Below are 24,286 nucleotides of genomic sequence, written 5' to 3'. Positions count from 1 at the left end.
GGAAAGCCCGCGACGGACGACCCCAGGAACGCCTGCGGGCTGCCCTGCCAGTGCTCGTCGAGGCTGCGTCCCTGTCCGTCGAACATCCGGCCGGCGATCGGCATGTCGAGGATGTGGAAGCCGGTGTACATGATCAGGACGTGCTGGATGCCGAACGCCAACTGCCGCCCGAAGGGCAGTCGGGTGTCGACGGGATGGGCTGTTGCCATGGAGGGCTCCGTCCGGGACACAAGGCTGTATACGGTGATGAATACAGTTCTAGCCCAGCGCCTTTACGGGCGACAGCCACTACGTTTCGCGCAGGTAATCAATTTCTCACCGCAGGCGGCTGACGCCGCCGGTGTGCCCTTTGGGCTGTTGCCGCCACCCAAAGGACGCACCGCCTACGTCAGCCGCCCGTGCACGCGCAGCCGGGCGATGCCTCCGTCGGGGTAGACGTCGAGCCGCACGTGCCGCAACGGCACGGCCGCGTCGACGCGGAACCGGTGCCGGCAGTCGGGCAGCAGTGCCGTCCGCGGCACGAGCTCGACCCACGCGGATTCGTCGGAGAGCGCTGCGCCGTCCGGGATTCCGATCAGTCGTGCCCACCCGGGGGCGTTGCCGACGAAGTACGAGGTGTCGATTTCGACGTGGTCGACGTGGCCCTCCCCGGCCAGGCGCACCACCACATGGTCGTTGCCGCCGTCGCGGCGGCGGGCGTTCTCCCAGCCCTCGCCCATGTGCCGCGCCCGGCCGGGGGCGATGATGTTGCGCGGGGACGAGTAGAAGCGGTTCGAGCAGTCCACCACGTCGGCCCCGTGCTCGAGCGCGGCGAGGTCGATCGTCCCGGTGAGGAACGCCGGGTCGGGCCGGGGCTCGCCGTGCACCCGCAGCCGGGCCACCCCGCCGTCGGGAAAGATGTTGAGCCGCAGGTGTGTCCATCGGAATTCGCTGTCGACCGCGAAGGTGTTGGCGGTGTCCCCGGCGAGGGCCACCTTGTCGAGGATCGGCTGCCACGGCGCCGCGAGCAGCTGGTCCGGTGTCGGATACCCCTCCGTCTCGACGGCGTCCACCGAGGCGAACGGCGGGTAGTTGCCGGTGAACCATGCGGTGTCGATCACCACGCCGCGCACGACTCCGGGCACCCCGAGCCGGACGATCGCGAAGTCGTGGCCGGGTTCGCGGCGCCGACGGGTCTCCCAGCCGTCGTACACCTTGCCCTTGTGCCCGAAGTCCCCGGTGTCGAAGGCCGGGGGTTCCGGGGTGACGAGATTCTCCCGCTGGGCGAACAGTTCGTCGTTGGCGTACACCACGGAGCCGGCGAGGGTCCGGGACGCGAGGTCGGGCAGCTGCAGGAAGGCGGGGTCGGTCACGGGTTCGTCCTCTCACGGTCGAGCAGGCGCCCGCGCGGCGTCCGGCCCACGGGGCGGCCGCCGAGCCACGTCCCGCGGACCACCCCGGCAAGCGCGGTCTCGGCATAGGGGGTGACGGCGTTGCGGTGGTGCAGGCGTTCGGGGAAGACGACGAACGCGTCGTCGGGGGCGAGGACGCAGAAGTCCGCGACGTTGCCGATCGCGATCTCGCCCCGGTCGGTCATGCCCACCAGGTCGCGGGGGCCTCGGGCCATCCATCGGGTCACCTCCGTCAGGGTGTGGCCGCGGCGCCTGGCCTGGGACCACACGATCGGCAGGCCGAGCTGCAGCGACGAGATGCCGCCCCACGCCTCGGCGAAGTCTCCGGTCGCGAACTTCTTCAGTTCCGGCACGCACGGCGAGTGGTCCGAGACCACCGCGTCGATCGTGCCCTCGGCGAGGCCGCGCCACAGGTCTTCCCGGTTGCTCGCCTCGCGGATCGGCGGGCAGCATTTGAAATGGGTCGCACCGTCCAGGATCTCCTCGCTGAACAGCGACAGGTAGTGGGGGCACGTCTCGACGGTGACGGGCACGCCGTCGGCCTTGGCCTGCGCGATCAGCGGCAGGCTCCCGGCGTCGGACAGGTGCAGAATGTGGGTGCGGCAACCCGTTTCCCGGGCGCCCTCGAGCACCTGGGCGACGGCCCGCGACTCCGCGGCCGGCGGACGCGACCGCAGGAAGCCGGCGTACCGGCGGCCCGCGGCCGGCGGCTGGGCGTCGAGGGTGGGCCCGTCCTCGGCGTGGACGATGAGCAGGCCCCCGAAGCCCGCGATCGTGCGCATCGCGGCGAACATCTGGTCCCGGTCGAGCGGCGGATACTCGTCCAGCCCGGAATGGGCGAGGAAGCACTTGAAGCCGTACACGCCCGCGTCCCAGAGCGGTTCGAGGTCGGCGAGGTTGCCCGGCACGGCGCCGCCCCAGAATCCGACGTCGACCGAGATCTGTTCGGCGGCAACCTTCTTCTTGACCTCCAGCGCAGCGACGTCGACGGTGGCCGGCACGGAGTTGAGCGGCATGTCCACGACGGTGGTGACGCCGCCCGCGGCGGCCGCGCGGGTCGCGGTCGCGAATCCCTCCCACTCGGTGCGGCCGGGGTCGTTGATGTGCACGTGCGTGTCGACCAGACCGGGCAGAAGAGCCTCGTCGTCGGCGAGGACGAACTCCTCGGCGCCCGAGGGGGCAGGGGCGTCGTAGGCCCCGATCGCGGCGATGCGCCCGTCCCGGAGCACGACCGAGCAGGGGTGTTCGCGGTCGCCGACGACGGCGCGTCGCGTGCGGATCACGGTGGGCATCCGGTGGGTCCTTCCTGTCGGCCCGCGAGCCGCGTCAGCCGGTCCGGCGTGGTCTCCGCGCGGTCGCGGACCTCGGTCTCGGTGAGGGCTCCGCAGGCGAGGCCGCGGAGCAGGAACGTGGCCAGGGCGCGGGCCGTCGCGGGTTCGTCGAGATAGCCGGAGTCACGCCCCGGCGACAGGTAGGCGGCGACGCGGGCCGCCGCGGTGGGGAACGAACGGCGGTAGAACGCGAACGTCGCGGCATAGCGGGTGGGCAGTTGCGCGGGGTGCAGGTCCCAGCCCTGGTAGAACCCGCGGCGCAGCGACCGCTCCACCAGCCGGGCGTGCAGGCCCCACGCGGCCCGGATCTGTTCGCGGGTGCCGACGGGGAGGCGGTTGGTGGATCCGTCGGACAGGGGTACGCCGGTGCCGGCGGCGGCCACCTGCATGGTGGCCTTGGCGTGGTCGGCGACGGGGTGGTCCATGGCCTGGTATTCGGCGGCGATGCCGCACGCGGCGGAGTAGTCGTAGGTGCCGTAGTGCAGTCCCGCGCAACGGCCCGCGGCGGCGTGCAGCATCCGCGCCACCTGGGCGGTGCCGTCGGGACCGCAGATCGCCTGCGGGGTCTCGATCTGGATCTCGAACCGCAGGGGAACGGCGAGCCCGTGCGCACGCTCGAGGTGCTCGCACACGGTGACCATCGCGGAGACCTGCTCGGGTGCAGTCACCTTCGGCAGGGTCACGACGAAACCGTCCGGAGCGGAGGTCTTCTCGGCGAGAGCACCGACGAAGGCGTCGAGCGTGCGGATCCCGCGACGGCGGGTGGCGGGCTCGAGACACTTGAAGCGCAGCCCCACGAACGGGGTGGCGGAGGGATTGCCCGCGAGAACGGTGGCGGCCCGGGCGACGTGGGCGTCCTCGTCGGCGTCGCGGTGCGGGCCGGGCACGTCCGTCTGGGGGAATCCGTCCTCGAAGTCGATGCGCAGATCTTCGATCGGCTCGGTGCCGAGCTTGGCCCGCACGAGCGGTAGGACCTGTTCGGCGAGCTCCGGTTCGATCCCCGTCACGCCGGCCAGGTCGCCGGGGCCGGAGCAGTTCTCGTCGAGCGCCCGGCGGGCGTGTGCACCCCACTCGGCGACGGTCGTCGCGTCGTACCGGTGGGCCGGCACGTACACGGTGTGCACGGGTTGCCGCGCCGGTGTCGTCCCGGGATAGGCGGTGGCGTACGCGGCGTCGACGGGCCCGAGCGTCGCGTCGAGCGAGGCGTGGAGCCGTTCGAGTCCGTCCACCGCTGCACACTCCCGTCGTCTGTATCCACGGCTGTATACGCGTGGCTCCGCCGACGGTAGTGGCGTCGTGTCAAGCGAACGGTTAACCGCGGTAACGACGGTGTTACGCGGTGGGCCGCGTGCGGTGAGCGAATGTATCGCTCACCTCCTCAGTCCGAGTCGGTGATACATTCGCTCGCCCCACCCGGGCGGGTGCTCAGCCGGCGGCCGAGAGATCGAGGCGCGTGGCCGACAGATCCGTGCGGCGTCGGGCCAGGTCAGCGGCGCCGACGATCCCGGCGTCGGGGCCGAGCTCGGCCAGCCGCACCGGGGCGGCCGGGCGGTGCCCGCGTCCGGTCAGCCGCTGGGCGAACGTGGCGACGGCGGGCCCGCGCAGCAGTTCGCCGGCCTCGCACACACCGCCGCCGAGGACGAACACCTCCGGGTCGAGGAACGCGGCGAGGTCCGCCATGCCGTGCCCGAGCCACGTGCCGATCGTGCGGAAGCACTCGAGCGCGGCGGCGTCGCCCTCGCGGGCGGCGGTGGTGACGTGGTGCCCGGTAATCTGCTCGGCGCGCCCGCCGGCCAGCTCGAGCAGCCGGCCGGCGAGCGCGGGCGAGACGCTCGCGATCTCCTGCGCCTCCCGCACCAGGGCCCGCCCGCTGGCGTAACGCTCCCAGCAGCCGTGGTTCCCGCACCCGCAGCGACGGCCGTGCGGCTCGACGTTGAGATGGCCGAGTTCCGCGGCCAGCCCCGAGGCTCCGCGGTGCAGGGCGTCGTCGATGATCAGACCACCGCCGATGCCGGTGCCGACGGTGAGCACGATCGCGGTGCGGGCACCCCGGCCGGCGCCGAAGCGTGCCTCGCCCCAGGCGGCGGCGTTGGCGTCGTTCTCGACGACGGTCGGCAGCCCGCACGCGGCCTCGACGGCCTCGCCGAGCGGTTCGCCGCGCCACGCGAGGTTGGGGGCGAACAGCACGGTACGGCGATCGGACGCGACGAATCCGGCGGCGCCGATGCCCACCGCGCACACGTCGTGCGCGGCGCGGAGTTCGCGGACCACGTCGGCGACGACGTCCTCGGTGCGGGCGGGGTCGTCCGACGGGGTGGCGCGGCGGAGCCGGGCGTGCAGGGTGCCGTGTTCGTCGACCACGCCGGCGGCGACCTTGGTGCCGCCCACGTCGATTCCGATGGTCAGTGCCATGTCTGTTCTCTCCCTGACTGTTCTGTTACCGGGGTGCCCGGGTTCAGGCGGCGTCCATGTCCTCGAGTTCGCGGCCCTTGGTCTCCTTGACCCAGCGCAGGACGAACAGCAGCGACAGCACCGCGCACACGGCGTAGAAGCCGTACGACAGCCCCAGCGACAGTTCCTTCATGGCGGGGAAGCTCACGGTGATGACCCAGTTGGCCGCCCACTGCGCGCCGGCGGCGAGCGACAGTGCCGCCGCGCGGATCCGGTTGGGGAAGGCCTCGCCGAGCAGGACCCACACGACCGGTCCCCACGACATGCCGAACGCGACGACGAACAGGTTCGCGGCGATCAGCGCGATCGGTCCCTGCAGTCCGGTCAGGTGCGGGGTGGTCACACCGTCGACGACGGTGGTGGAGGCGGTGGCGAAGACGACGGCCATCGTGGTGAGGGTGACGGCCATGCCGGCCGAGCCGATGATCAGCAGGGGCCGGCGTCCGATGCGGTCGACGAACGCGATGGCCACGAGGGTGGTGGCGATGTTGACCACGGACGTGACGACGGTGATGACGAGGGAGCTGTTCTCGTCGAATCCCACTGCCTGCCAGAGGATGCTGGAGTAGTAGAAGATCACGTTGATGCCGACGAACTGCTGGAACACCGACAGCCCGATGCCGATCCACACGATGGGCAGCAGGCCCAGCGCGGGTCCTCTCAGGTCGCGCAGCGACGGGGTGCGCTCGTGGCCGAGGGTGGCGCGGATCGATTCGATGCGCAGGTCGATGCCCTGCTCGCCGAGCAGCGTGCCGAGGATGCCGCGGGCCTCCCCGATGCGGCCCTTCGCGACGAGATAGCGCGGGGACTCCGGGATGGTGAGCGTCAGGAATCCGTACACGAGGGCGGGAACGGTCATGGACAGGAACATCCAGCGCCACGCCTCGAGCCCGAACCACAGTTCCTCGCGGGAGCCACCCGCGAGGGCGGCGAGGGCGTAGTCGACGAGCAGGGCGGCGAAGATGCCGACGACGATCGCGAGCTGCTGCAGCGATCCCAGGCGACCGCGTACCCGGGCGGGGGAGATCTCGGCGATGTAGGCGGGGGCGATGACGGAGGCGAGTCCGACGCCGACACCGCCGACGATGCGGAACAGGACGAGAGTTTCGACGTTGAAGGCGAATCCGGTGCCCAGCGCGCTGACCAGGAACATCGCGGCGGCGACCTGCATGGTGGTGAGCCGGCCGTAGCGGTCCGCGATGCGGCCGGCGAGGACGGCGCCGCCGGCCGCGCCGAGCAGGGCCGAGGCGACCGCGAAGCCGAGGACGGCGGACGAGACGGCGAACCGGGATTCGATGGCCGACACGGCACCGTTGATGACGGCGCTGTCGAAGCCGAACAACAGGCCGCCGAGCGCGGCGATGGCGGCGATGCGGACCGGCACCGGGGCGCCGGCGGTGTCCGGTCCGGTGTCGGGGACGGTCGGGAGCGCGACGTGGTTGCTCATGGGACTCCTCGTGGGCGGCGGGACCCGGCCGCGGCGGTCCCGTTCCGGGAGGCGAGTGGCGGCGGTCACGCGAACTGTGTGCTGGACCACAGTAGGACGCAGCGGCATCAGTCGTCAAGAAATGAATGAAAAAACGTCTTGAGGCGCTGAATATGTTCGAATTTGAACCTAGTTCTGGACGTGAAGCGGCGTCGAAGCCTCGAAGATGATCTTCAGCGGGGGCTGGCCGCCCGCAGTCCGAGGGCGACCGCCCCGAGTACCTGGGCCCGGGCGCCGAGCGCCGCCGTCCGTACCTGCACGGTGCGCGCGGCGCTGGGCACCGCGTACCGCTCGATCGCGCGACGCAGGGGCTCGAGCAGCAGCTCTCCCGCCAGGGCGAGTTCGCCGCCGATCAGGAGGAGCTGCGGATTGAGCAGGTTGCACAGGCTTGCCGCCGCGACCCCGACGTGGCGGCCGGTGTCCGCGAGCACCCGGGCACACCCGGCGTCGCCGGCCTCGGCGAGTGCCACCACGTCCGCGATCGTCAGGCCGGGCCCCCGGCTCGGCTCGAGCAGCCCGATCACCACGTGCGAGGCCACCATCGTCTCGAGGCAGCCGCGGTTGCCGCACCGGCACACCTGGCCGAACTCGTCGAGGGAGGTGTGGCCGATCTCGCCGGCCGTGCCGGCGCGGCCCCGGTACAGCCGCCCGTCCAGCACCAGTCCGGCGCCGACGCCGTCGGACAGCTTGATGTAGGCCAGGTCGTCCACGCCGCACCCGGCGCCCCAGATGTGCTCGGCCAGCGCACCGAGATTGGCGTCGTTGTCGACGTGGACGGGAAGCGCGAGCCGCTCGGCGGCCAGTGCGGCCGGGTCGACGCCCACCCAGCCCGGCAGGATCGACGGCCCGCCGATCCGGTGCGTGGCGGACTCGACCGGCGCGGGCAGGCCCATACCGACGGCCGCGACGGCGTCGCGTCCGCACCCGAGTTCGACGAGGGCGTCGTCGAGAAGCGCACCGGCCCTTGTTATCCCGTCCTCGGCGCGATGTCCGGTCGCGAGCTCGACCCGCTTCTCGGCGAGGATCTCGTGCGACAGGTCGGCGACGGCGACGGTGAGATGCCGGTGCCCGAAATCGATTCCGACGGCCAGGCCCGCCGACCGGGTGAGCTTCACGGCCCGCCCCCGCTGGCCCGGGCGCTCGGCCGCGGCCACCTCCACCAGGCCGCTGGTGGTCAGTTCCCGCACCAGATTCGACACCGTGGCCGGGGCCAGACCGGTGCGCCGGGCGATCTCCGCCTGGGTGAGTTCGCCACCGGACTGCAGAACCCTTACCACCCGTTGCTGATTGGCTGTACGCAGCGACGACTGCGAGCCGGGGTGGTCGTTCTCCTCACGCATCTGCCCAGCGTACCGCCCGGTGCTACCGCTTTGATTCGACCATCTCGGCGATTCGCAGGTCGCGGGTCCTCGTCTGGTGGACAACCATCAACTCGCTCGCGCGCTCCCCGTCTCCGTCGACCACGGCGCGGTAGATCTCCTCGTGCTCGGCTTCGATCAGATCGAGATTGGCGGTGGATCGGGACGCGGTCCCGTCGTAGACATGGAGGCGGGCGTCGAGCAGTTCCATCAACTCGGAGATGGTGGGGTTGTGCGCTGCGACCCGCAGCGCGATGTGCCACTCGGCATGCGCCCGCAGACGTTCGTCGGGAACCCCGGTCCGTGCCGACTCGAGTGCCCGCCGCAACATCGCGAGGTCGAACTCGGTGCGTCGGAGTGCCGCGGAACGCGCCACGACGGATTCGAGTGCGATGCGTGCTTCGCAGATGTCGAGAATCTCCTCCGGCGACCGCTCGCGGATGACGAAGCCGCGCGACACCTTCGTCACGAGGCCTTCGAGTTCCAGCCGGATGAGCGCCTCCCTGATCGGTGTCCGGGACACCCCGAGTTCCTCGCCCACTGTGGCCGGAACCAGTAGCGCGCCCGGGGCGTAGCGGCCGGAGATGATGCGTGTGCGCAGTTCGCTGTAGGGACCCGGGCCTGCAGATGTCACCGGCTTCCTTCCTGTCGGGGCGGTTCGTGTCGAGGGATTCGTCAAGCCGTATCACGCTCGTGGGCGCGTGTACAGAGTTTGAATCCATGTGTATACAACTGACGACATGTGCGTGCACCTCTGGATAACGTGACCGGCGTCCGACCGATCGAGGAGTGCCGCATGATCCGTTCCATCCCGACTTCGACTCATGAGTGAGGCAATCGCACCCGATTCTGCGAGCGTGCAGGGCGGCGAGCGAACCGCCGGGATTCGATGGGTGCTGCCGTGGGCGTTGCTGCTGCCCTGGGCAGTTCCGCTGCTGGTTCTGCTGAGCTGGCAGTGGGCCTCCACCGAGGGAGTCGTCCCAGCCTCCGTCCTGCCGCCGCCGACCGACGTCCTCGACACCGCGCGTTCGCTGTGGTCCACGGGCGAGTTGCAGTCGCACATCGCAGTCAGCCTCCGGCGCATCGTCATCGGCTTCGTCATCGGCGCGACCATAGGTCTCGTCCTGGGTTTCGCCGTCGGCCTCTCCCGCATCGCGGAAGGGATATTCGACCGCACCCTGCAGATGGTGCGCGCACTCCCGCATCTGGCGTTGGTGCCCCTGCTCATCGCCGCGTTCGGGATCGGCGAACTGCCCAAGATCGTTCTCGTGATCCTCGGCGTCGTCTTCCCGGTGTACCTGAACACCGTCAACGGAATCCGCACGGTCGACGCAAAGCTGATCCAGCTCGGCCGCTCCTACGGCCTGACCCCCTGGGGCATCATCCGCGAGATCGTGGTGCCCGGGGCCATGCCGGTCGTCCTCAACGGCATCCGATACGCGTTGGGCGTCGCCTGGCTCACCCTCGTCGTCGCCGAAACCATCGCGACCCGCGAAGGAATCGGGTATCTCGCCCAGAACGGCCGGGAAATGCTCCGCAACGATCGCATCGTCCTTGCCATCGTTCTCTACGCGGTTGCCGGTCTGCTCGCCGACCAGATCGTCCGCCTCATCGAGGCACGCGTCCTGCGCTGGAATGCCAACTACCGAAGGGAGAACCGGTGAAGACGGTCGCAGACGAACTCGTCGGCCTGTGCCTGCGCGGCATCGGACAGCGGTACCGCGACCACTGGGTACTGAGGAATATCGACCTGGACGTCGCCCCGGGCGAGTTCGTCTCGATCCTGGGCCCGAGCGGGGTCGGCAAGTCCACGCTGCTCCGCATCCTCGCCGGTCTCGAAGTGCCCGCAGCCGGCACCGTCGAACCGACCGGAGGTGTGCCCGCCGGCGGCCACACCTCGCGGATGATGTTCCAGGAGGATCGGCTGCTGCCCTGGAAGTCGGTCCTGGGCAACGTCACTCTGGGCACCCGTGGAGCGCGTGCTCGTGCGGCCGAACTCCTCGGGCAGGTCGGACTCACGGGTCGGGAGAAGAACTGGCCGGCCGAACTGTCCGGCGGCCAGCGCCAGCGCGTCGCGCTCGCGCGGGCCCTGCTCCACCGGCCGGAGGTTCTGCTCCTCGACGAGCCGTTCGGGGCTCTCGACGCCGTCACCCGCGTCACGATGCACCAGCTGCTCGAACGTCTGCTCGTGGAGCACCCGCGCACGGTCCTGCTCGTCACGCACGACGTGGAGGAGGCGCTCGTGCTGTCCGATCGCGTCCTGCTGCTCACTCCCTCCGGCATCACGCGCGACCTGCGCGTTCCCCAGGAGCGGCCGCGGCATCGCGGCGACGCGCAGCTCGCCGCCTGGAAGGAGGAGCTGCTCACCGGACTCCTCGACGCCGAGCGTGCCGTCCATCCCGACCACTGATATCAGCTCGATCCGAGAGAGGTTGTCCCCTATGAATTCCCGCTCGCCACTTCCCGGATTCGGCCGCCGGCGATTCCTCGAGGCCGCGGGCCTCGGAGCGCTCGCGGTCACCGGCATCGGAGCGCTGGCCGCCTGCGGCACGAAGGACTCGTCGGGTGCCGCGAAGGCACTCACCGAAGTGCGCTACGCACTGATCGGCGACGGCAAGGCCGAACCCGGCACCGTCCTGTCCCACAACCTCGGAGGCTTCGACCTGGCCTCGGATCTCGGCGTGCCGGTGACCTATCCGTCCGGCTTCCCTGCATCGCTGCCGGTGATGGAGGCCATCAAGGCCGGTAGCGTCGACTTCTCGTTCGCCACGGCCACCGCCGTCATCTACGCGATCGGCGGCAACGTCCCGGTCGTGCCGCTCGTGTCCTATCCGCTTCCCTCCAACGAGGTCGACATCCTCGTCCCCAAGGGATCCGACATCAAGAGCGCCGCCGACCTGCGCGGCCGTCGCATCGCCGACCACCAGGGCACGACGGGCACCTACAGCCTGGTCAAGTACCTCGACTCCGCCGGGCTGACAATCGACGACGTGGACTACGTCAATCTCACTGCCGCCGATGCGGAAGCCGCCTTCGCCCAGGGGAAGGTCGACGCGTGGATCAACTGGCAGCCCACCATCGAGCTGGCCCGGCGCAAGCACAACGCGGCAACCCTGCCCGGAGTGAAGACGTACGACTACGCGTTCTTCGTCGCAAGCGAGGATTTCGCCTTCGATCATCCGGAGGTCGCCGCGACACTTGCCCGCAACGTGCGCGACGCCCAGCGCTGGGTCGAGGCGAATCCGGAGACGGCGGTCGACGAGTTCACGGCGCTCGGCGGGTTCGGTGACTCGACGCTCGAGCGGGACGTCTACCTCGATCTGGTGAAAGCCCGGCGATTGTCCTACTCCGGGGCGGGGCAGTTCACCGCCGTCGACGAAGGAGCGATCGCCGGCACTCAGGATCTCGCCGACAACTTCCACCGGCTCGGCGTGTACCCCGAGCCCGTCGATGTGCAGACCTGGTTGTCCGACAGCAGGTTCGACTCCGTTCGTGCCGCCGTCGCCGCTGAACTCGCCCAGGCCTGACCGTTCACCTCAGGAGACTCTCGTGACCGCACAGATGCACCTCGCTGCCTTCGTCACCGCCGGACCCGGACGACCGGGCGGGTGGCGCCACCCCGGCTCGGTGCCGGGATGGCTCGACGCCGACTACTACCAGAACATCGCGCGCACCCTCGAGCGCGGCCGCTTCGACCTCGCCTTCTTCCCGGACATCCTGTCCGTCCCGGACCGGTTCGGAGGGAGCACCGATTCCCAGCTCCGCTACGGTGCTCTCGGCTCCCTTCGTATGGATCCGCTGCCGATCATCGCGTCGATGGCCGCCGCAACCCGGCATCTCGGACTCGCCGCGACCGTGTCCACCACGTACGCGCAGCCGTTCAACCTCGCCCGCACCTTCGCGACCCTCGACCACCTGACCTCCGGCCGCGTCGCGTGGAACATCGTCACGTCGTTCCAGGAATCGGAGGCCCGCAACTTCGACCTCGACGAGCAGTTCGACCGAGCCACCCGATACGAGCGTGCCGACGAATTCCTGCAGGTCACCGGCAAGCTGTGGGACAGCTGGGACGACGATGCGCTGGTCCTGGACCCGGACGAGCCGCTCTTCGCCGAGCCGGCCAAGGTGCATCGCATCGATCACCAGGGCCGGTTCTTCTCGGTGCAGGGACCGCTCAACGTGCCGCGCCCGCCCCAGGGGTACCCCGTCCTCATCCAGGCCGGAGCCTCCGCGAAGGGCAAGGATTTCGCCGCCCGCTGGTCGGACGTGATCTTCTGCAGTCACGCATCGAAGGAGTCGGCGCAGGCGTTCTACACGGAAATCAAGGAGCGGGCAGCGAAGTACGGCCGGGATCCGGAGTCCGTCAAGATCCTGCCCTCGATCACGCCGGTCGTCGGCCCCACGTCGGCCCGTGCGAAGGAACTGGCCGAGGAGATGTTCGAACTCGTGCCACCGATCGGTGGATTGTCCACCCTTGCATACCATCTCGATGTCGACCTGTCGACGTTCCCGCTCGACGAACGGCTGCCGGAGGTGGAGGTGCCGGGAGTGGAGGGGCACTACAACGAGGTTCGCGAGATCACCGAGCGCGAGGGCCTCACCCTGCGTCAACTCGGCAAGCAGTACGGCGGGCGTTACGAGGGCGGGTTCATCGGGACCGCGGCCGAGGTCGCCGACGGCCTGCAGGAGTGGTTCGAGGACGGTGCCGCAGACGGATTCACGCTGCAGGCACCCCACCAGCCCGGCGGATTCGAGACGTTCGCCCGTGAGGTGGTGCCCCAGTTGCAGCGGCGTGGAATCCTCCGTACGGAGTACACGGGTGCCACGCTGCGGGAGAACCTCGGCCTGTCCCGTCCCGGGCACGGCGAGTGGGCCGAGCGCGCCGGAGTGCGCCTGTGAATGCCGGGCAATTCGCACACCATCCGGACGCGGTGGACGCGGCGCCGATCGCCGATGCAGTGGCCGTCGGCACCTCGGCCGGCGCCCCGGGCAGGTTCGTGCTCAGCGCTCGCGGCAACCACTTCGTCAGCGATTCGAGGCTTGCCGACGGTGAGGCCGTTCATGCCGGGGAACTGCTGCTGTCCGCGCTCGCCTCCTGCGCCCTCGCGAACATCGAGCACAATGCCGCCTCGGACGGACTCGAACTCGATGCACTCACCGCCCGCGCGTCCCACGTGCGGGGAACGGACGATCCAACCGTCTACGACCGGACGCTGCTCGAGCTCGAAATCCACGGCCCCGGGGTCCGCGACGCGGAGGAACTGGCCGCGAAATTCGTGGCCACCTGCCCGATCTACAACACGATCAGGCGCGGCAGTGGGGTGGAACTGCGCCTCAACGGACGAGGGCTCGCCCCCGTCGCGTCCGAGTAGGACGGGGGCGAGCCCGGTCCGCCTACGCCTCGGCCAGGCGTAGTTTCGTGGTCACCTGCGCGAGGCGGGTGATCCGGGCCCAGTCCCGGGTCTGCACCGCCTCGGCGGGGGTGAGCCACGAGCCCCCCACGCAGCCGACGTTGGGCAGCGCGAGGTAGTCGGGGGCGGTTGCGACCGAGATCCCGCCGGTGGGGCAGAACCGGGCCGCGGGCACGGGGGAGTGGACGGACGCGAGGAACCGGATGCCCCCCGCGGCCTCCGCGGGAAAGAACTTCATCTCGCGGTAGCCGCGTTCGAGGAGCAGCAGCACCTCCGAGACGGTCGCGGCACCCGGCAGGTGGGGTAGTCCCGTGTCGGTCATGGCCTTCAGCAGCGACTCCGTCGCGCCCGGCGACACCAGGAAGCGCGCGCCGGCCGCCGCGGCCTGCGCGGCCTGGCCGGGTTCGACGATCGTGCCGGCACCGACGGTGATCTCGGGAACCTCGGCGGCGATCCGCTCGATCGCCTCGAGGGCGCACGGGGTGCGCAGAGTCAGCTCGATCATCGGCACACCGCCGTCGACGAGGGCCCGGGCGATCGGGACCGCGTCCGCGGCATCGTCTATCACGACGACGGGAACGACGGGGGTCACGTCCAGCAGGCTCATCGGGGTCTCCTTCACGCGGGGTTGGGTTGGAAGACGCTGGCGCCGAGGGTGGCCGGGCCCACGGCGGCCCGCAGGCCCGCGAACAGTTCCCGGCCCGTGCCCGTCCAGGCGTCGTCGGTGGGGGGGTGGCCGGTCGCCACGCGGTCGGCGAGTGTGGCGTCGGACAGGTGCACGCACAGCGAGCCGGCGACGGCGTCGACGGTGATCAGGTCGCCGTCGCGGACGCGGGCGAGCGGGCCGCCGGCCGCGGCCTCGGGCGTGACGTGGATGGCGGCGGGAACCTTGCCGGACGCGCCCGACATCCGGCCGTCGGTCACCAGCGCGACCCGGCGCCCGCGGTCCTGCAGCACCCCCAGCGCGGGGGTGAGCTTGTGCAGCTCCGGCATTCCGTTCGCGCGCGGGCCCTGGTAACGCAGCACCGCCACGACGTCGCGGTCGAGTTCGCCCGCCTCGAAGGCCGTGAGGAAGTCGGCCTGGTCGTCGAACACCCGGGCCGGCGCGGTGACGATGTGGTGCTCCGGGGCGACCGCGGACACCTTGAGCACGGACTCGCCGAGGTTGCCGTCGAGCACCTTGAGCCCGCCGTCCACGGCGAACGGGTCCACGACGCCGCGCAGCACGGTGCGGTCCAGGCTCTCGGACGGCCCGGCCTCCCACTGCAGCGTCCCGTCGCGCAGCCGCGGCTCCTGCGTGTACCGGTGCAGACCGGGGCCGGCGACGGTGGTGACGTCGTCGTGCAGCAGGCCCGCCGAGAGCAGTTCCGAGACGACGACACCGAGCCCGCCGGCGGCGTGGAAGTGGTTCACGTCGGCCGCGCCGTTGGGGTAGATCCGGGCGAGCAGCGGCACGACGGCCGACAGGTCCGCCAGGTCGCGCCACGTGAGCGTGATGCCCGCGGCCCGCGCGATCGCCACCAGGTGCATCGTGTGATTGGTGGAGCCGCCGGTGGCGAGCAGTGCGACGCAGCCGTTGACGACGGCCCGCTCGTCGACGACCTCCCCGACCGGGGTGAAGGCGGAGCCGAGCGCGGTGAGGCCGGTGACGCGGCGCGCGGCCTCGTCGGTGAGCGCGTCCCGCAGCTCGGTGCCCGGGTTGACGAAGCTCGCGCCGGGCAGGTGCAGGCCCATCACCTCCATCAGCAGCTGATTGGAGTTCGCGGTGCCGAAGAACGTGCACGTGCCGGCGCCGTGATAGGACGCGGCCTCGGCCTCGAGCAGGTCTTCGCGTCGGGCGCGGCCCTCCGCGTAGAGCTGCCGCACCCGGGCCTTCTCGCCGTTGGGCAGCCCCGACGTCATCGGCCCGGCCGGGACGAACACCGTCGGCAGGTGCCCGAAGCCCAGGGCGCCGATCAGCATGCCGGGGACGATCTTGTCGCAGACCCCGAGCATGAGCGCGCCGTCGAACATGTCGTGCGACAACGCGATAGCGGTGGACATCGCGATGACGTCGCGGCTGAACAGCGACAGCTGCATGCCGTCGCGGCCCTGGGTGATGCCGTCGCACATGGCCGGGACGCCGCCGGCGAACTGTGCGATGCCGCCCGCCTCGAGGACCGCGGCCTTCAGCCGCGCCGGGTACTCCTCGAAGGGCCGGTGCGCGGAGAGCATGTCGTTGTAGGACGAGACGATCGCGATGTTCGGCTTCACCAGCCCGCGCAGCGCGGACTTGTCGGCGGGCTCGGCCGCGGCGAATCCGTGGGCCAGGTTGGCGCACGCGAGGCGCCCGCGGGCAGGCCCCTTGTCGGCGGCGGCGCGCAGCCGCTCGAGGTAGGCGGCACGCTCGGCCCGGCTGCGCCGGACGATGCGGTCGGTGACCCGGGCGAGAACGGGATGGACGTGGCTCATGAGGAAGGTCCTTCGTACCAGGCGCGGCCGTCGCGCTCGATGAGGGTGATCGCGTCGGTGGGGCCGGACGTACCCGCCGGGTAGCGGCGCGGCACCCGGCCGGTGCGGTCCCAGGTCTGCAGGATCGGCTCGACCCATGCCCACGCGGTCTCGACCTCGTCGCGGCGCATGAACAGGGTCGGGTCACCCCGCACCACGTCCATCAGCAGCCGCTCGTACGCGTCGGGGGACGGACGGTCGAACGCGTCCACATAGTTCAGATCCAGCGACACCGGACGCAGGCGGATCCCGCCGGGCCCGGGTTCCTTGGCGGTCATGTGCAGGCAGATGCCCTCGTCGGGCTGCAGCCGGATCACCAGGCGATTGGGTTCGGTGGCGCCCTCGGCCCGGGGGAACATCGGGTGCGGAACGTCCTTGAACTGCACCACGATCTCGGAACTGCGCTTCTCGAGACGCTTGCCGGTGCGCAGGTAGAACGGCACGCCGGCCCAGCGCCAGTTGCGCACCTCCGCGCGCACCGCGACGAAGGTCTCGGTGCGGCTGTCCGGGTTCTCCACCTCGTCGCGATACCCGGGCACGGCACCGCCGTCGACCAATCCGGGTCCGTATTGCCCGGTGACGGTGAATCTTTCGACGTCGTCGGGCGTCATCGGCCGCAGTGCCTGCAGCACCTTGAGTTTCTCGTCGCGCACGGTCTCGCGGTCGACGACCGTCGGCGGTTCCATCGCCACCAGGCACAGCACCTGCAGCAGGTGGTTCTGCAGCATGTCGCGCAGCGCCCCGGAGGTGTCGTAGTAGCCGCCGCGGGTGCCCACGCCGAGGGATTCGGAGACGGTGATCTGCACGTGGTCGATCCACGTCGAGTTCCACAGCGGCTCGAGCAGGGTGTTGGCGAACCGGGTGACCAGCAGGTTCTGGACACTCTCCTTGCCGAGGTAGTGGTCGATGCGGAAGATCTGCGACTCGTCGAACACCTCGCCGACCGCGTCGTTGATCGCGCGGGCGGACGCGAGGTCGCGGCCGATGGGCTTCTCGAGCACCACCCGCGACGTCGGCTCGACGAGTCCGCGCCGGGCGAGGTGATGGGAGATCGGCCCGAACAGCGAAGGGGCGCAAGCGAGGTAGAACACGCGCACGGAGTCCGGGGCCAGGACGTCGCGCAGGGCGGACCAGTCGTCCCCGCCTGCGAAGTCGACGCTCACGTAGTCGAGGCGGTCCAGGAACCGCGTGAGGGTGCCGGCGTCCAGCAGGTGGGCGGGTACGAAGCGTGCGAGCTCGCCGCGGACCTTGTCGCGGTAGCCGTCGGTGTCGAGGCCGGCGCGCGCGGCGCCGACGATCCGGCTGCCGGGCGGCAACTGGCCGTCGTGATCGCGCAGGTAGAGGGCGGGCAGGAGCTTACGGACGGCGAGGTCGCCGGTGCCGCCGAAGACGACGACGGTACAGGGAGCGGCGGGTGACATGGCTTGTCCTCCCGAATGAGGGGGTGAGGGCTGTCACTGGCAACCGTAGAACATCTTCCGCACTGAAACAACAAACTTACGCATTTCTAAGAACAAAGTCAGGTTCGACGCAGCACGCCGCGGCTGCACGAGGCGCTCTCGGGTGCGGTTCCTTGGTTCAATGGCGGTATGAGCCGATCCTCCAGCGCGCCCGCCACAGCGGGCGAGGTCTTCGCCCTCGTCCGCGCCGGCGCCGCGACCACCCGAAGCGAGATCGGGCACCACACCGGGCTCTCCCGCACCGCCGTCGCCGCCCGGGTCGCGGCACTCCAGGACCTCGGCCTCGTCGTCGAAACGGAGGAGGGGCCCTCCACCGGTGGGCGGCCACCGCTCACCCTCACCTTCGGGGCCGGCGCGGGCATCGTGCTCGTCGGCGCGATCGGCCGCAGCCGCACCCAGCTCGCCGTCTGCGATCTCGCCGGGGAACTGCTCCGGACCGAGGACCTCGAGCAGGAGATCGGGGCGAGCCCGGGCGAGCTGATGCCGAAGATCGCCGCGCACCTCGCCGACCTGCGCGACGCGCTCGGTCCCGGCGCGCCCCGCACCGTCGGCATCGGGGTGAGCCTGCCGGGCACGGTGGACACGGTCCGCGGCTGCAGCCTCGACTCGCCGATGATGGCCGGCTGGGACGGTGTCGAGCTGCAGCCCTTCCTCGCCGGCCTCGGTGCGGCGCCGGTGTTCGTCGACAACGACGCGAACGTCATGGTGCTCGCCGAAAGGCTCGGCGAACGACGGAAATTCGATGACATGCTCCTCATCAAGGCGTCCACGGGCCTCGGTGCGGGCATCGTGTCGGGCGGTGTGCTGCAGCGCGGCGCGGTGGGCGCGGCCGGCGAGATCGGGCACACCAAGACCGCCGCCGCGCAGGGCGTCCTGTGCCGCTGCGGCGACGTCGGCTGCGTCGAGGCGATCGCCGGGGGCTGGGCCCTGGTCCGCGACCTGCAGGAGCAGGGCCGGGACGTGACCCACATCCGCGACGTCGTAGCCCTCGCCGTCGGCGGGGATGCGGAGGCGCGCCGCATGATCCGGGACAGCGGCCGGCGGATCGGTGAGGTGATCGCCGGTGCCGTCAACCTCCTCGACCCGGCGGTGCTCGTCGTGGGTGGCGACATGGCCGAGGCCTACGACGTGTTCGTCGCCGGACTGCGCGAAACCCTCTATCGCGACGCGGTGTCCGTGGCCACCCGCGCCCTGCAGATCCTGCCCTGGTCGCACGGCGATCGCTCCGGGATGATCGGCTGCGCCTCCATGGCTCTCGACCAGGTGCTCAGCGTGCGCGCCGTGGACCGGATGGTGGCCGAGCGGGGCCGCTGATCCGGCTACTCCGCCGGTTGACGGCGGATGAAGTCGGCCATACCCGGGACGGTGAAGGCGATGCGACCGTGCTCCGGTGCCCAGATCAGGCCCTTGCGGATGGCCGAGTTGCGGACGTCGCTGACACCGGTGGCGGTCGAGCCCATCAGCTGGGCGACCTTCCCGGACCGCGGGGTCTCCTCGCCGGTGGCGGCGAGCGCGGTGAGGTAACGGCGCTCGCGGTCGGTCGCCCGGTTCCAGCGCGACGGGAAGAATCCCTCGTCGAGGTGACGCCGGCCCACCTCGACGGCGAGTTCGGCATCCTCGAGCTGAAAGGGGCTGTGTGGAGCGATGTTCCAGATCGCCTTCCCGTACTCCTGGAGGAAGTACGGGTAACCGCCGCTGGCCTGGACGAGCACGGCGAGCGCGTCGTCGGTGAAGTCCCCGCCCTGACGGCGTACCGGGATGCGCAGGGCGTCGGCTGCGGCCGCCGGGGTGAGGGGGCCGATGGTGCTGTAGAGGAACTGTCGCTCCGCGTACGAGCGGTTGCCGGCCAGCACCGCGGGAAGATTGGGTAGTCCGGCGCCGATGAGGAAGAACGGCCATTCGCGCTGGCTCGCCCGGTGCTGGACGGCGAGCAGCGCCGACAGCAGATCGGAGTCGAGGTCCTGCATCTCGTCGATGAACAACCCGAATGCGCTGGATCTGGGCCGCAGTTCGGCGGTGATCGCTTCGACGAGTTCCTCGAGGTCGAGATCGATGTCGCCACTGGCTGCCGGACGCTGGTCGAGGGAGAAGCTTGCGGTCGCCGGGCCGAGGCCGAGGCCGAGGGAGAAGCCGCGGGCGAGGTCGATGAGCGGGTCGATCGCGTGCTGGATCCGGTGCTTGCGGCTGTAGCGGCGCAGTCCGACCGTCAGCTCCTGGGAGAGCTTGGCGCGGACCGCGGTGGTGCCGGCCTCGCTGGGGCGGGCCTCGATGGCGATGGTGAGCCATCCCTGCCGGTCGGCGTGCTCGACGAGGGTGTTGAGCAGGGTCGTCTTCCCGACCCCGCGCAGTCCCGACAGGATCGGGCCACGGTCGTAGTTCTGCCGTTTGCTGCGGGCGACCAGGAGTTCGAACGCCCCGATCTGCTCGTCGCGCCCCTCGAGCGCCGGCGGCCGGAGTCCGGAGCCGGGCTTGAACGGATTGAGCTCGAGGTCCATGGGGCGAGTATAGAGACTTATGGAGTTCTATCTGAAGTTCTCCATAAATGACCATAACGTCCCATAGTCGCCCGCAGACACCAGGCTTCTTTGCACTCTCGGGACAATGGTGCAATCATGCACTCTATGGATGAAAGTGCAACAACTCCGTCCGGGCGGCGGAACCGCCGGATGGAGCGCACCAGAGCCGCACTCGTCGGCGAGGCGCGCGCGCTCACCGCCCGACATGGTCTTGCCGGGTTCACCGTGGAGGAACTCTGCGAGCGGGTGGAGATCTCCCGGCGCACCTTCTTCAACTACTTCCCGTCCAAGGAGGACGCGGTCCTCGGCGAGCCCCCGCTCAGCCTGACTCCCGAGGAGGAGGACGCCTTCGTGGCCGCCGGGCGGCACGACGGGGACGGCATCTCCCCCACGCTGCTCCAGGACCTCGTCGCGGTGATCCTCGCCCAGATCGGGCGCACCGACTTCACCCGCGAGCACGCGAAGCAGTACCACGACATCATCCACCGCGAGCCGCAGCTGCTGCCCCGCATCCTGCACAACGGCGAGGCCCAGCTCCGGCGGTTCGCCGAGGTCGTCGCCCGGAGAGAGAACCTGCCTCCCGACGATCCGCTGCCGCGGACCGTCGTCTACGCGCTCGCCGACATCACCCGGCACACCGCCGACGAGTTCTTCGGCGACGACACCGATCGACCCTTCGCGGAGCTGCTGCTCCGCAACCTCGACATCGTCCGGCGACTGTTCGGACAGCGGCTCGACCCCATCGAAACGGCAGGAAACCCGTGACCGCAACGTCGTCCCGGCCCGCGGCACCACCGTTGGTGCTCACGCAGCGCCGGATCTGGCTCATCTTCTCCGCGCTGATCGCCGGCATGCTGCTGTCGAGCCTCGACCAGACCATCGTCTCCACCGCGATGCCGACCATCGTCGGGCAGCTCGGCGGCGTCGAGCACCAGGCCTGGATCACCACCGCCTACCTGCTGGCGACCACCATCGTGATGCCGATCTACGGAAAGTTCGGCGACGTGTTCGGCCGCCGCACCCTCTTCCTCGTCGCCATCGCGGTGTTCACCCTCGCCTCCGCCGGCTGTGCCTTCGCCACCGACTTCTGGTGGTTCGTGATCTTCCGCGCGATGCAGGGCCTCGGCGGCGGCGGCCTGATGATCCTCTCCCAGGCCATCATCGCCGACATCGTCCCGGCCGACCAGCGTGGCAAGTACCTGGGTCCGCTCGGTGCGGTCTTCGGTGTGGCCGCCGTCGCCGGCCCCCTGCTCGGCGGCTTCTTCGTCGACCACCTGACCTGGCACTGGGCCTTCTACATCAACCTGCCCGTCGGCGTGCTCGCCTTCGCGATCGCCTGGTTCACCCTCACGCTGCCCACGAAGCGGCCCGAGAAGAAGGTCGACTTCCTCGGCGTGCTCACCCTCTCGGCCGCCACTACGTGCCTGATCCTGTTCACGGACTTCGGTGGCGACCGGGGCTGGACCGATCCGCTGACCCTCGCGCTCGCCGTCGGAGTGCTCGTCGCGGCAAGCCTTTTCGTCCTCGTCGAGTCCCGCGCCGAGGATCCGATCATCCCGCTGTCGCTGTTCCGCAATCCGATCTTCGTCAACGCCACCGCGATCGGCTTCACCGTGGGCCTCGGCATGTTCGCGGCGCTGGCCTTCATGCCGACGTTCCTGCAGATGTCGTCCGGCACCTCGGCCGCGGTCTCCGGCCTTCTGATGATCCCGATGATGGCCGGCCTGATGGCCACCTCGATCGCCTCCGGCATCGCAATCACGAAAACCGGTCACTACAAGGCGTATCCCATCGCCGGTGCCCTCGTCACGGCCGCCGCGATGTTGTGGCTGACCACCCTCGAAGGCAGCACGCCGCTGTGGCTGATCTGCACGATGCTGTTCACCCTCGGCCTCGGCCTGGGTCTGATCATGCAGGTGGTCGTTCTCGTGGTGCAGAACGCCGTGCCGCCCACCGAGATCGGGACCGCGACCAGCACCAACAACTACTTCCGGGAGGTGGGCGCGTCCCTCGGCGTGGCGGTCTTCGGCACGATCTTCACCAACCGGCTGGCCGAGAAGCTCACCGCCGTGTTCACCGGAGCCGGGGCCTCCCCGGGGCAGGCCGGCCAGGCGACGGCGACGCTCGATCCCGCGGCCCTGAACCAGCTGCCGGACTCCGTGCGCACCGGCGTGGTCGACGCCTACGCCGACTCCCTCGCACCGGTGTTCTGGTACCTGATCCCGTTCCTGTTGGTGGCCTTCGTCATCGCGTGCTTCCTGCGGCAGATCCCGCTGTCGCACGAGGCGGGCATGGTCGCCCGCGGTGAGGCGGTCACGGAGGAACAGCTGACGCACGCGGCAGGCGCGCGACCGCACCCCGCCGAGGCCGAGACCGGGAGTCGCCCGGCCCCGTGACGGCGCCCAGGCGCGCGGGGTCGGCCAGCGCCGCCCGAAGGCGGGACAACGCGCGATGCTGACCCACACGAACGGCGCCGGGCGTCGTCCGCAGGACGGCGGCGGACTCCTCCACAGACAACCCCTCGACCACCCGCAGGCGCAGGATTTCGCGTTGCCTGCGGGTGAGCGTCGAGAGCAGCGCGTCGACGTGCTGCCGCTCGCAGCGCAGCACGCGCAGCTCCGGACCGTCCCTCTCGCATACGGCGTCCGGCCGATTCCCGCGTGCGGCCGGGGCGTCGGCGGTGTCGAGGGCCTGGGTGGGAGTTGTCATCGAGTCGTGCCTTCCTTGCTGTGGCATGACGCATCGCGTCGGTTCACGCACCCACACAACCGGACGACCCTCGGGCGTCCATGGGAGTGAGCCGTGGATCTGCTGGGAAGTGCGCCTTCGGTGAACCCGACACGTGTCGGGGACACCGGTCACCGAGGTGCCGATGCCACTGCGGTGCCGGAGATCGCCACTGCGGTGCCGGAGATCGTCACTGCGTACCGGAGATCGTCACTGCGCGCACGGGGATCCGCCGCCGAGTGCGCAGCGGTCCGTCCCGTCCTGCGGCAGCACGCCGAACACCCGGCTCTTCGCATCGTCGCGAGTGGTGACGACGACGTGGTCCCACGGACCCCCGGCCGGGGCGTCGTCCTCGCGGGTGAGGTGCGGTCGCAGAGCCGTCCACCGTTGCCAGTGCCGCGCGAACGACGACTCGTTCACCACGCGCCCGCGAGCGTGCTGTCCGGCCCGCGCGACATCGCGGGGCACGTCGAGGAAGACCAGCACCGGCGTCCAGCCTCGTCGCCGTGCCAGGCGGGCCGTCCAGTCGCGTCGGCGCCTGCGCGTGGCGGTGTCGTGAACGGCCACAGGCCCTTCGCTCCGGTGCGGTCCGGCCAGGAGGGTGCGCACCACGTCGAGGGTGTGCATGAGATGGACCAGTGGCCGGTACCAGCGATACGGCAGGCCCGGCGGAAGCGCGGCGGCGAGGCGTTCGGCTCGGCGCTCCGGATCGAGAACGGTCAGACCCGGGATGTCGTGCTCGATCCGGCGAAGCAGGGTGCTCTTACCCGCTCCGGGAACGCCACCGGTCATCAGGAAGACGGCACCGGTGTCGTGCCCGGACGGGTGTCCCGGGTGGGGGACCGTCGGAACTGAGGTGGTTATGACGATTCCTTTCCCTGCGGGCAGATTCGTGATCGATTCTGCCGTCTCCAGGATGCCGGCAGGGACTGGGCCGACGCTGAGTCCTTCCTGAGGTCCGGCTGTGAAACCGGGCCGCACCTCGCGCCCGGCGCTCGCGCCTCGTCCGGTCGACTGTCACGCAGCTCAGCTGTCACGCAGTTCAGCTGTCACGCAGCTCCGCGAGCGCAGCGGTGCGCTGTTCGATCCAGGACCGCATCGAGTCCGCGCTCGACTGGAGGGAAGCGGCCGGGAGCGCGTCGCTGACAGGGACGGTCGAGACCAGGGTGTCGAGCATCTCGAGGGCGCGTCCGCTGCCGTACATCTGTTCGTGGAGGTCCCGGTAGGCGTCCTCGTAGACCTGGGTGAAGGCGTCGGATTCGAGGAACCGTGTCTTCAGGCTGTTGCCGGACTGCACCCGGCCTGCCCCCTGCCCGCCCTGCGGTGCAGCTGCGCCCGGAGGCAGCATCCCACGCGGCTGGGGCATGGTGCCGGGGTCGGCCGCCGCGGTGCCGGCCTCGCCCTGCCCGGGGCCGCCCATCGCGCCGGGTGCCATCGAGACGGTGTCGTGCGGGCCGGTGGTGACATCGCCTCGCATGGCCAGGTTCAGGTCCCAGGACACGACGGAGAGCTTGCCCGTCTGCAGGTCGTACCAGAGGTAGTAGTTCTGGCCCGGCCCGCTCATGTCGTCACCGTTGACGAGCAGGTTCTGCGTGGCGACGTACCGCGCGAACGAGTCCACGTCCACCCACTCCGACAGGTGTGCGCCGAACTCCTCGTCGCTCG

Annotated in this window: 23 protein-coding genes; 8 read left to right on the top strand and 15 right to left on the bottom strand. The window is 70.4% G+C overall.

Going from position 1 to position 24,286, the window contains the following annotated elements; genetic code table 11:
* From AIIKEEIJ_RS00480 to AIIKEEIJ_RS00445, 8 genes are all read right to left on the bottom strand, one after another.
* Positions 1-209 (bottom strand): hypothetical protein (locus AIIKEEIJ_RS00480; protein WP_161994650.1); only part of this gene is annotated, 209 nt, incomplete at its 3' end.
* Positions 210-383: 174 nt separating this feature from the next.
* A complete protein-coding gene (gene alc, locus AIIKEEIJ_RS00475; RefSeq protein ID WP_102800203.1) occupies positions 384-1,352 on the bottom strand; it encodes an allantoicase in 969 nt (322 codons plus the stop codon).
* Positions 1,349-2,683 (bottom strand): allantoinase AllB, encoded by a 1,335-nt coding sequence (gene allB, locus AIIKEEIJ_RS00470; RefSeq protein ID WP_161994663.1) that lies wholly within the window; start codon positions 2,681-2,683, stop codon positions 1,349-1,351. Before allB ends, alc begins: the two co-directional genes overlap by 4 nt.
* On the bottom strand, positions 2,671-3,951 hold the full coding sequence (locus AIIKEEIJ_RS33885; RefSeq protein WP_161994662.1) for a DUF6986 family protein: 1,281 nt from the start codon (positions 3,949-3,951) through the stop codon (positions 2,671-2,673). The genes allB and AIIKEEIJ_RS33885 overlap by 13 nt, the downstream gene beginning before the upstream one ends.
* A gap of 196 nt (positions 3,952-4,147) precedes the next feature.
* Positions 4,148-5,134: an ROK family glucokinase gene (locus AIIKEEIJ_RS00460; protein WP_161994661.1), complete on the bottom strand. Its 987-nt coding sequence runs from the start codon at positions 5,132-5,134 to the stop codon at positions 4,148-4,150.
* A gap of 43 nt (positions 5,135-5,177) precedes the next feature.
* Entirely contained in the window at positions 5,178-6,620 is a 1,443-nt protein-coding gene (locus AIIKEEIJ_RS00455; RefSeq protein ID WP_006944106.1) for a sugar porter family MFS transporter, read from the bottom strand.
* Positions 6,621-6,832: 212 nt separating this feature from the next.
* Positions 6,833-7,999 carry an ROK family transcriptional regulator gene (locus AIIKEEIJ_RS00450; protein WP_161994660.1) on the bottom strand — a complete coding sequence of 389 codons (1,167 nt, stop codon included), beginning with the start codon at positions 7,997-7,999 and terminating at the stop codon, positions 6,833-6,835.
* A gap of 22 nt (positions 8,000-8,021) precedes the next feature.
* On the bottom strand, positions 8,022-8,651 hold the full coding sequence (locus AIIKEEIJ_RS00445; protein ID WP_050036112.1) for a GntR family transcriptional regulator: 630 nt from the start codon (positions 8,649-8,651) through the stop codon (positions 8,022-8,024).
* A gap of 190 nt (positions 8,652-8,841) precedes the next feature.
* Here AIIKEEIJ_RS00445 and AIIKEEIJ_RS00440 point away from each other — a divergent pair, with 190 nt between their 5' ends.
* Genes AIIKEEIJ_RS00440 through AIIKEEIJ_RS00420 form a run of 5 tightly spaced genes read left to right on the top strand, consistent with a single transcriptional unit; the run spans position 8,842 to position 13,389 of the window.
* Positions 8,842-9,681 (top strand): ABC transporter permease subunit, encoded by an 840-nt coding sequence (locus AIIKEEIJ_RS00440; RefSeq protein WP_161994659.1) that lies wholly within the window; start codon positions 8,842-8,844, stop codon positions 9,679-9,681.
* On the top strand, positions 9,678-10,427 hold the full coding sequence (locus tag AIIKEEIJ_RS00435; protein WP_161994658.1) for an ATP-binding cassette domain-containing protein: 750 nt from the start codon (positions 9,678-9,680) through the stop codon (positions 10,425-10,427). Before AIIKEEIJ_RS00440 ends, AIIKEEIJ_RS00435 begins: the two co-directional genes overlap by 4 nt.
* A 31-nt stretch (positions 10,428-10,458) precedes the next feature.
* Positions 10,459-11,544 (top strand): NrtA/SsuA/CpmA family ABC transporter substrate-binding protein, encoded by a 1,086-nt coding sequence (locus AIIKEEIJ_RS00430; protein WP_161994657.1) that lies wholly within the window; start codon positions 10,459-10,461, stop codon positions 11,542-11,544.
* Positions 11,545-11,578: 34 nt separating this feature from the next.
* Positions 11,579-12,916: an NtaA/DmoA family FMN-dependent monooxygenase gene (locus AIIKEEIJ_RS00425; protein WP_161994664.1), complete on the top strand. Its 1,338-nt coding sequence runs from the start codon at positions 11,579-11,581 to the stop codon at positions 12,914-12,916.
* Positions 12,913-13,389 carry an OsmC family protein gene (locus AIIKEEIJ_RS00420; RefSeq protein ID WP_235431134.1) on the top strand — a complete coding sequence of 159 codons (477 nt, stop codon included), beginning with the start codon at positions 12,913-12,915 and terminating at the stop codon, positions 13,387-13,389. Before AIIKEEIJ_RS00425 ends, AIIKEEIJ_RS00420 begins: the two co-directional genes overlap by 4 nt.
* Before the next feature lie 22 nt (positions 13,390-13,411).
* Here AIIKEEIJ_RS00420 and eda read toward each other — a convergent pair whose 3' ends face one another.
* The 3 genes from eda to zwf are packed head-to-tail and all read right to left on the bottom strand — an operon-like array spanning position 13,412 to position 17,339.
* Positions 13,412-14,035: a bifunctional 4-hydroxy-2-oxoglutarate aldolase/2-dehydro-3-deoxy-phosphogluconate aldolase gene (gene eda / locus AIIKEEIJ_RS00415; RefSeq protein WP_161994656.1), complete on the bottom strand. Its 624-nt coding sequence runs from the start codon at positions 14,033-14,035 to the stop codon at positions 13,412-13,414.
* 11 nt (positions 14,036-14,046) lie between these two features.
* Complete coding sequence (gene edd / locus AIIKEEIJ_RS00410; protein WP_161994655.1) at positions 14,047-15,879, bottom strand: phosphogluconate dehydratase; 1,833 nt, start codon at positions 15,877-15,879, stop codon at positions 14,047-14,049.
* Positions 15,876-17,339 carry a glucose-6-phosphate dehydrogenase gene (zwf, locus tag AIIKEEIJ_RS00405; RefSeq protein ID WP_161994654.1) on the bottom strand — a complete coding sequence of 488 codons (1,464 nt, stop codon included), beginning with the start codon at positions 17,337-17,339 and terminating at the stop codon, positions 15,876-15,878. The genes edd and zwf overlap by 4 nt, the downstream gene beginning before the upstream one ends.
* Positions 17,340-17,507: 168 nt before the next feature.
* Here zwf and AIIKEEIJ_RS00400 point away from each other — a divergent pair, with 168 nt between their 5' ends.
* Complete coding sequence (locus tag AIIKEEIJ_RS00400) at positions 17,508-18,692, top strand: ROK family protein (RefSeq protein ID WP_043799978.1); 1,185 nt, start codon at positions 17,508-17,510, stop codon at positions 18,690-18,692.
* Positions 18,693-18,697: 5 nt separating this feature from the next.
* Here AIIKEEIJ_RS00400 and AIIKEEIJ_RS00395 read toward each other — a convergent pair whose 3' ends face one another.
* Positions 18,698-19,873: an ATP-binding protein gene (locus tag AIIKEEIJ_RS00395; RefSeq protein WP_102800201.1), complete on the bottom strand. Its 1,176-nt coding sequence runs from the start codon at positions 19,871-19,873 to the stop codon at positions 18,698-18,700.
* Between the two features lie 171 nt (positions 19,874-20,044).
* Between AIIKEEIJ_RS00395 and AIIKEEIJ_RS00390 the strand changes: the two genes are divergently transcribed.
* The gene (locus tag AIIKEEIJ_RS00390) at positions 20,045-20,659 is read left to right on the top strand and encodes a TetR family transcriptional regulator (RefSeq protein WP_050036107.1); all 615 of its coding nucleotides are present in this window, start codon (positions 20,045-20,047) and stop codon (positions 20,657-20,659) included.
* Complete coding sequence (locus AIIKEEIJ_RS00385) at positions 20,656-22,290, top strand: DHA2 family efflux MFS transporter permease subunit (protein WP_161994653.1); 1,635 nt, start codon at positions 20,656-20,658, stop codon at positions 22,288-22,290. The genes AIIKEEIJ_RS00390 and AIIKEEIJ_RS00385 overlap by 4 nt, the downstream gene beginning before the upstream one ends.
* Here AIIKEEIJ_RS00385 and AIIKEEIJ_RS32800 read toward each other — a convergent pair.
* The 3 genes from AIIKEEIJ_RS32800 to AIIKEEIJ_RS00370 all read right to left on the bottom strand — a co-directional run.
* Positions 22,208-22,603 carry a sigma factor-like helix-turn-helix DNA-binding protein gene (locus AIIKEEIJ_RS32800; protein WP_274386201.1) on the bottom strand — a complete coding sequence of 132 codons (396 nt, stop codon included), beginning with the start codon at positions 22,601-22,603 and terminating at the stop codon, positions 22,208-22,210. The genes AIIKEEIJ_RS00385 and AIIKEEIJ_RS32800 overlap by 83 nt on opposite strands.
* Positions 22,604-22,831: 228 nt before the next feature.
* Positions 22,832-23,413 (bottom strand): AAA family ATPase, encoded by a 582-nt coding sequence (locus AIIKEEIJ_RS00375; protein WP_161994651.1) that lies wholly within the window; start codon positions 23,411-23,413, stop codon positions 22,832-22,834.
* Positions 23,414-23,663: 250 nt separating this feature from the next.
* The coding region (locus AIIKEEIJ_RS00370; protein WP_202916373.1) for a CotH kinase family protein at positions 23,664-24,286 on the bottom strand (623 nt) is incomplete at its 5' end.

The organism is Rhodococcus sp. YH1 (assembly GCF_009939605.1).
Classification (GTDB): domain Bacteria; phylum Actinomycetota; class Actinomycetes; order Mycobacteriales; family Mycobacteriaceae; genus Rhodococcus; species Rhodococcus aetherivorans.
Note: the sequence above shows the minus strand (reverse complement) of the source record. Positions and strands in the feature narration are given on the sequence as shown.

Excerpts from the sequence above, each read along its gene's own strand:
- allB (WP_161994663.1), bottom strand. The coding sequence starts at position 2,683 with ATGCCCACCGTGATCCGCACGCGACGCGCCGTCGTCGGCGACCGCGAA.
- AIIKEEIJ_RS00460 (WP_161994661.1), bottom strand. The coding sequence starts at position 5,134 with ATGGCACTGACCATCGGAATCGACGTGGGCGGCACCAAGGTCGCCGCC.
- AIIKEEIJ_RS00455 (WP_006944106.1), bottom strand. The coding sequence starts at position 6,620 with ATGAGCAACCACGTCGCGCTCCCGACCGTCCCCGACACCGGACCGGAC.
- AIIKEEIJ_RS00450 (WP_161994660.1), bottom strand. The coding sequence starts at position 7,999 with ATGCGTGAGGAGAACGACCACCCCGGCTCGCAGTCGTCGCTGCGTACA.
- AIIKEEIJ_RS00440 (WP_161994659.1), top strand. The coding sequence starts at position 8,842 with ATGAGTGAGGCAATCGCACCCGATTCTGCGAGCGTGCAGGGCGGCGAG.
- AIIKEEIJ_RS00430 (WP_161994657.1), top strand. The coding sequence starts at position 10,459 with ATGAATTCCCGCTCGCCACTTCCCGGATTCGGCCGCCGGCGATTCCTC.
- AIIKEEIJ_RS00425 (WP_161994664.1), top strand. The coding sequence starts at position 11,579 with ATGCACCTCGCTGCCTTCGTCACCGCCGGACCCGGACGACCGGGCGGG.
- eda (WP_161994656.1), bottom strand. The coding sequence starts at position 14,035 with ATGAGCCTGCTGGACGTGACCCCCGTCGTTCCCGTCGTCGTGATAGAC.
- edd (WP_161994655.1), bottom strand. The coding sequence starts at position 15,879 with ATGAGCCACGTCCATCCCGTTCTCGCCCGGGTCACCGACCGCATCGTC.
- zwf (WP_161994654.1), bottom strand. The coding sequence starts at position 17,339 with ATGTCACCCGCCGCTCCCTGTACCGTCGTCGTCTTCGGCGGCACCGGC.
- AIIKEEIJ_RS00400 (WP_043799978.1), top strand. The coding sequence starts at position 17,508 with ATGAGCCGATCCTCCAGCGCGCCCGCCACAGCGGGCGAGGTCTTCGCC.
- AIIKEEIJ_RS00395 (WP_102800201.1), bottom strand. The coding sequence starts at position 19,873 with ATGGACCTCGAGCTCAATCCGTTCAAGCCCGGCTCCGGACTCCGGCCG.
- AIIKEEIJ_RS00390 (WP_050036107.1), top strand. The coding sequence starts at position 20,045 with ATGGAGCGCACCAGAGCCGCACTCGTCGGCGAGGCGCGCGCGCTCACC.
- AIIKEEIJ_RS32800 (WP_274386201.1), bottom strand. The coding sequence starts at position 22,603 with ATGACAACTCCCACCCAGGCCCTCGACACCGCCGACGCCCCGGCCGCA.
- AIIKEEIJ_RS00375 (WP_161994651.1), bottom strand. The coding sequence starts at position 23,413 with ATGACCGGTGGCGTTCCCGGAGCGGGTAAGAGCACCCTGCTTCGCCGG.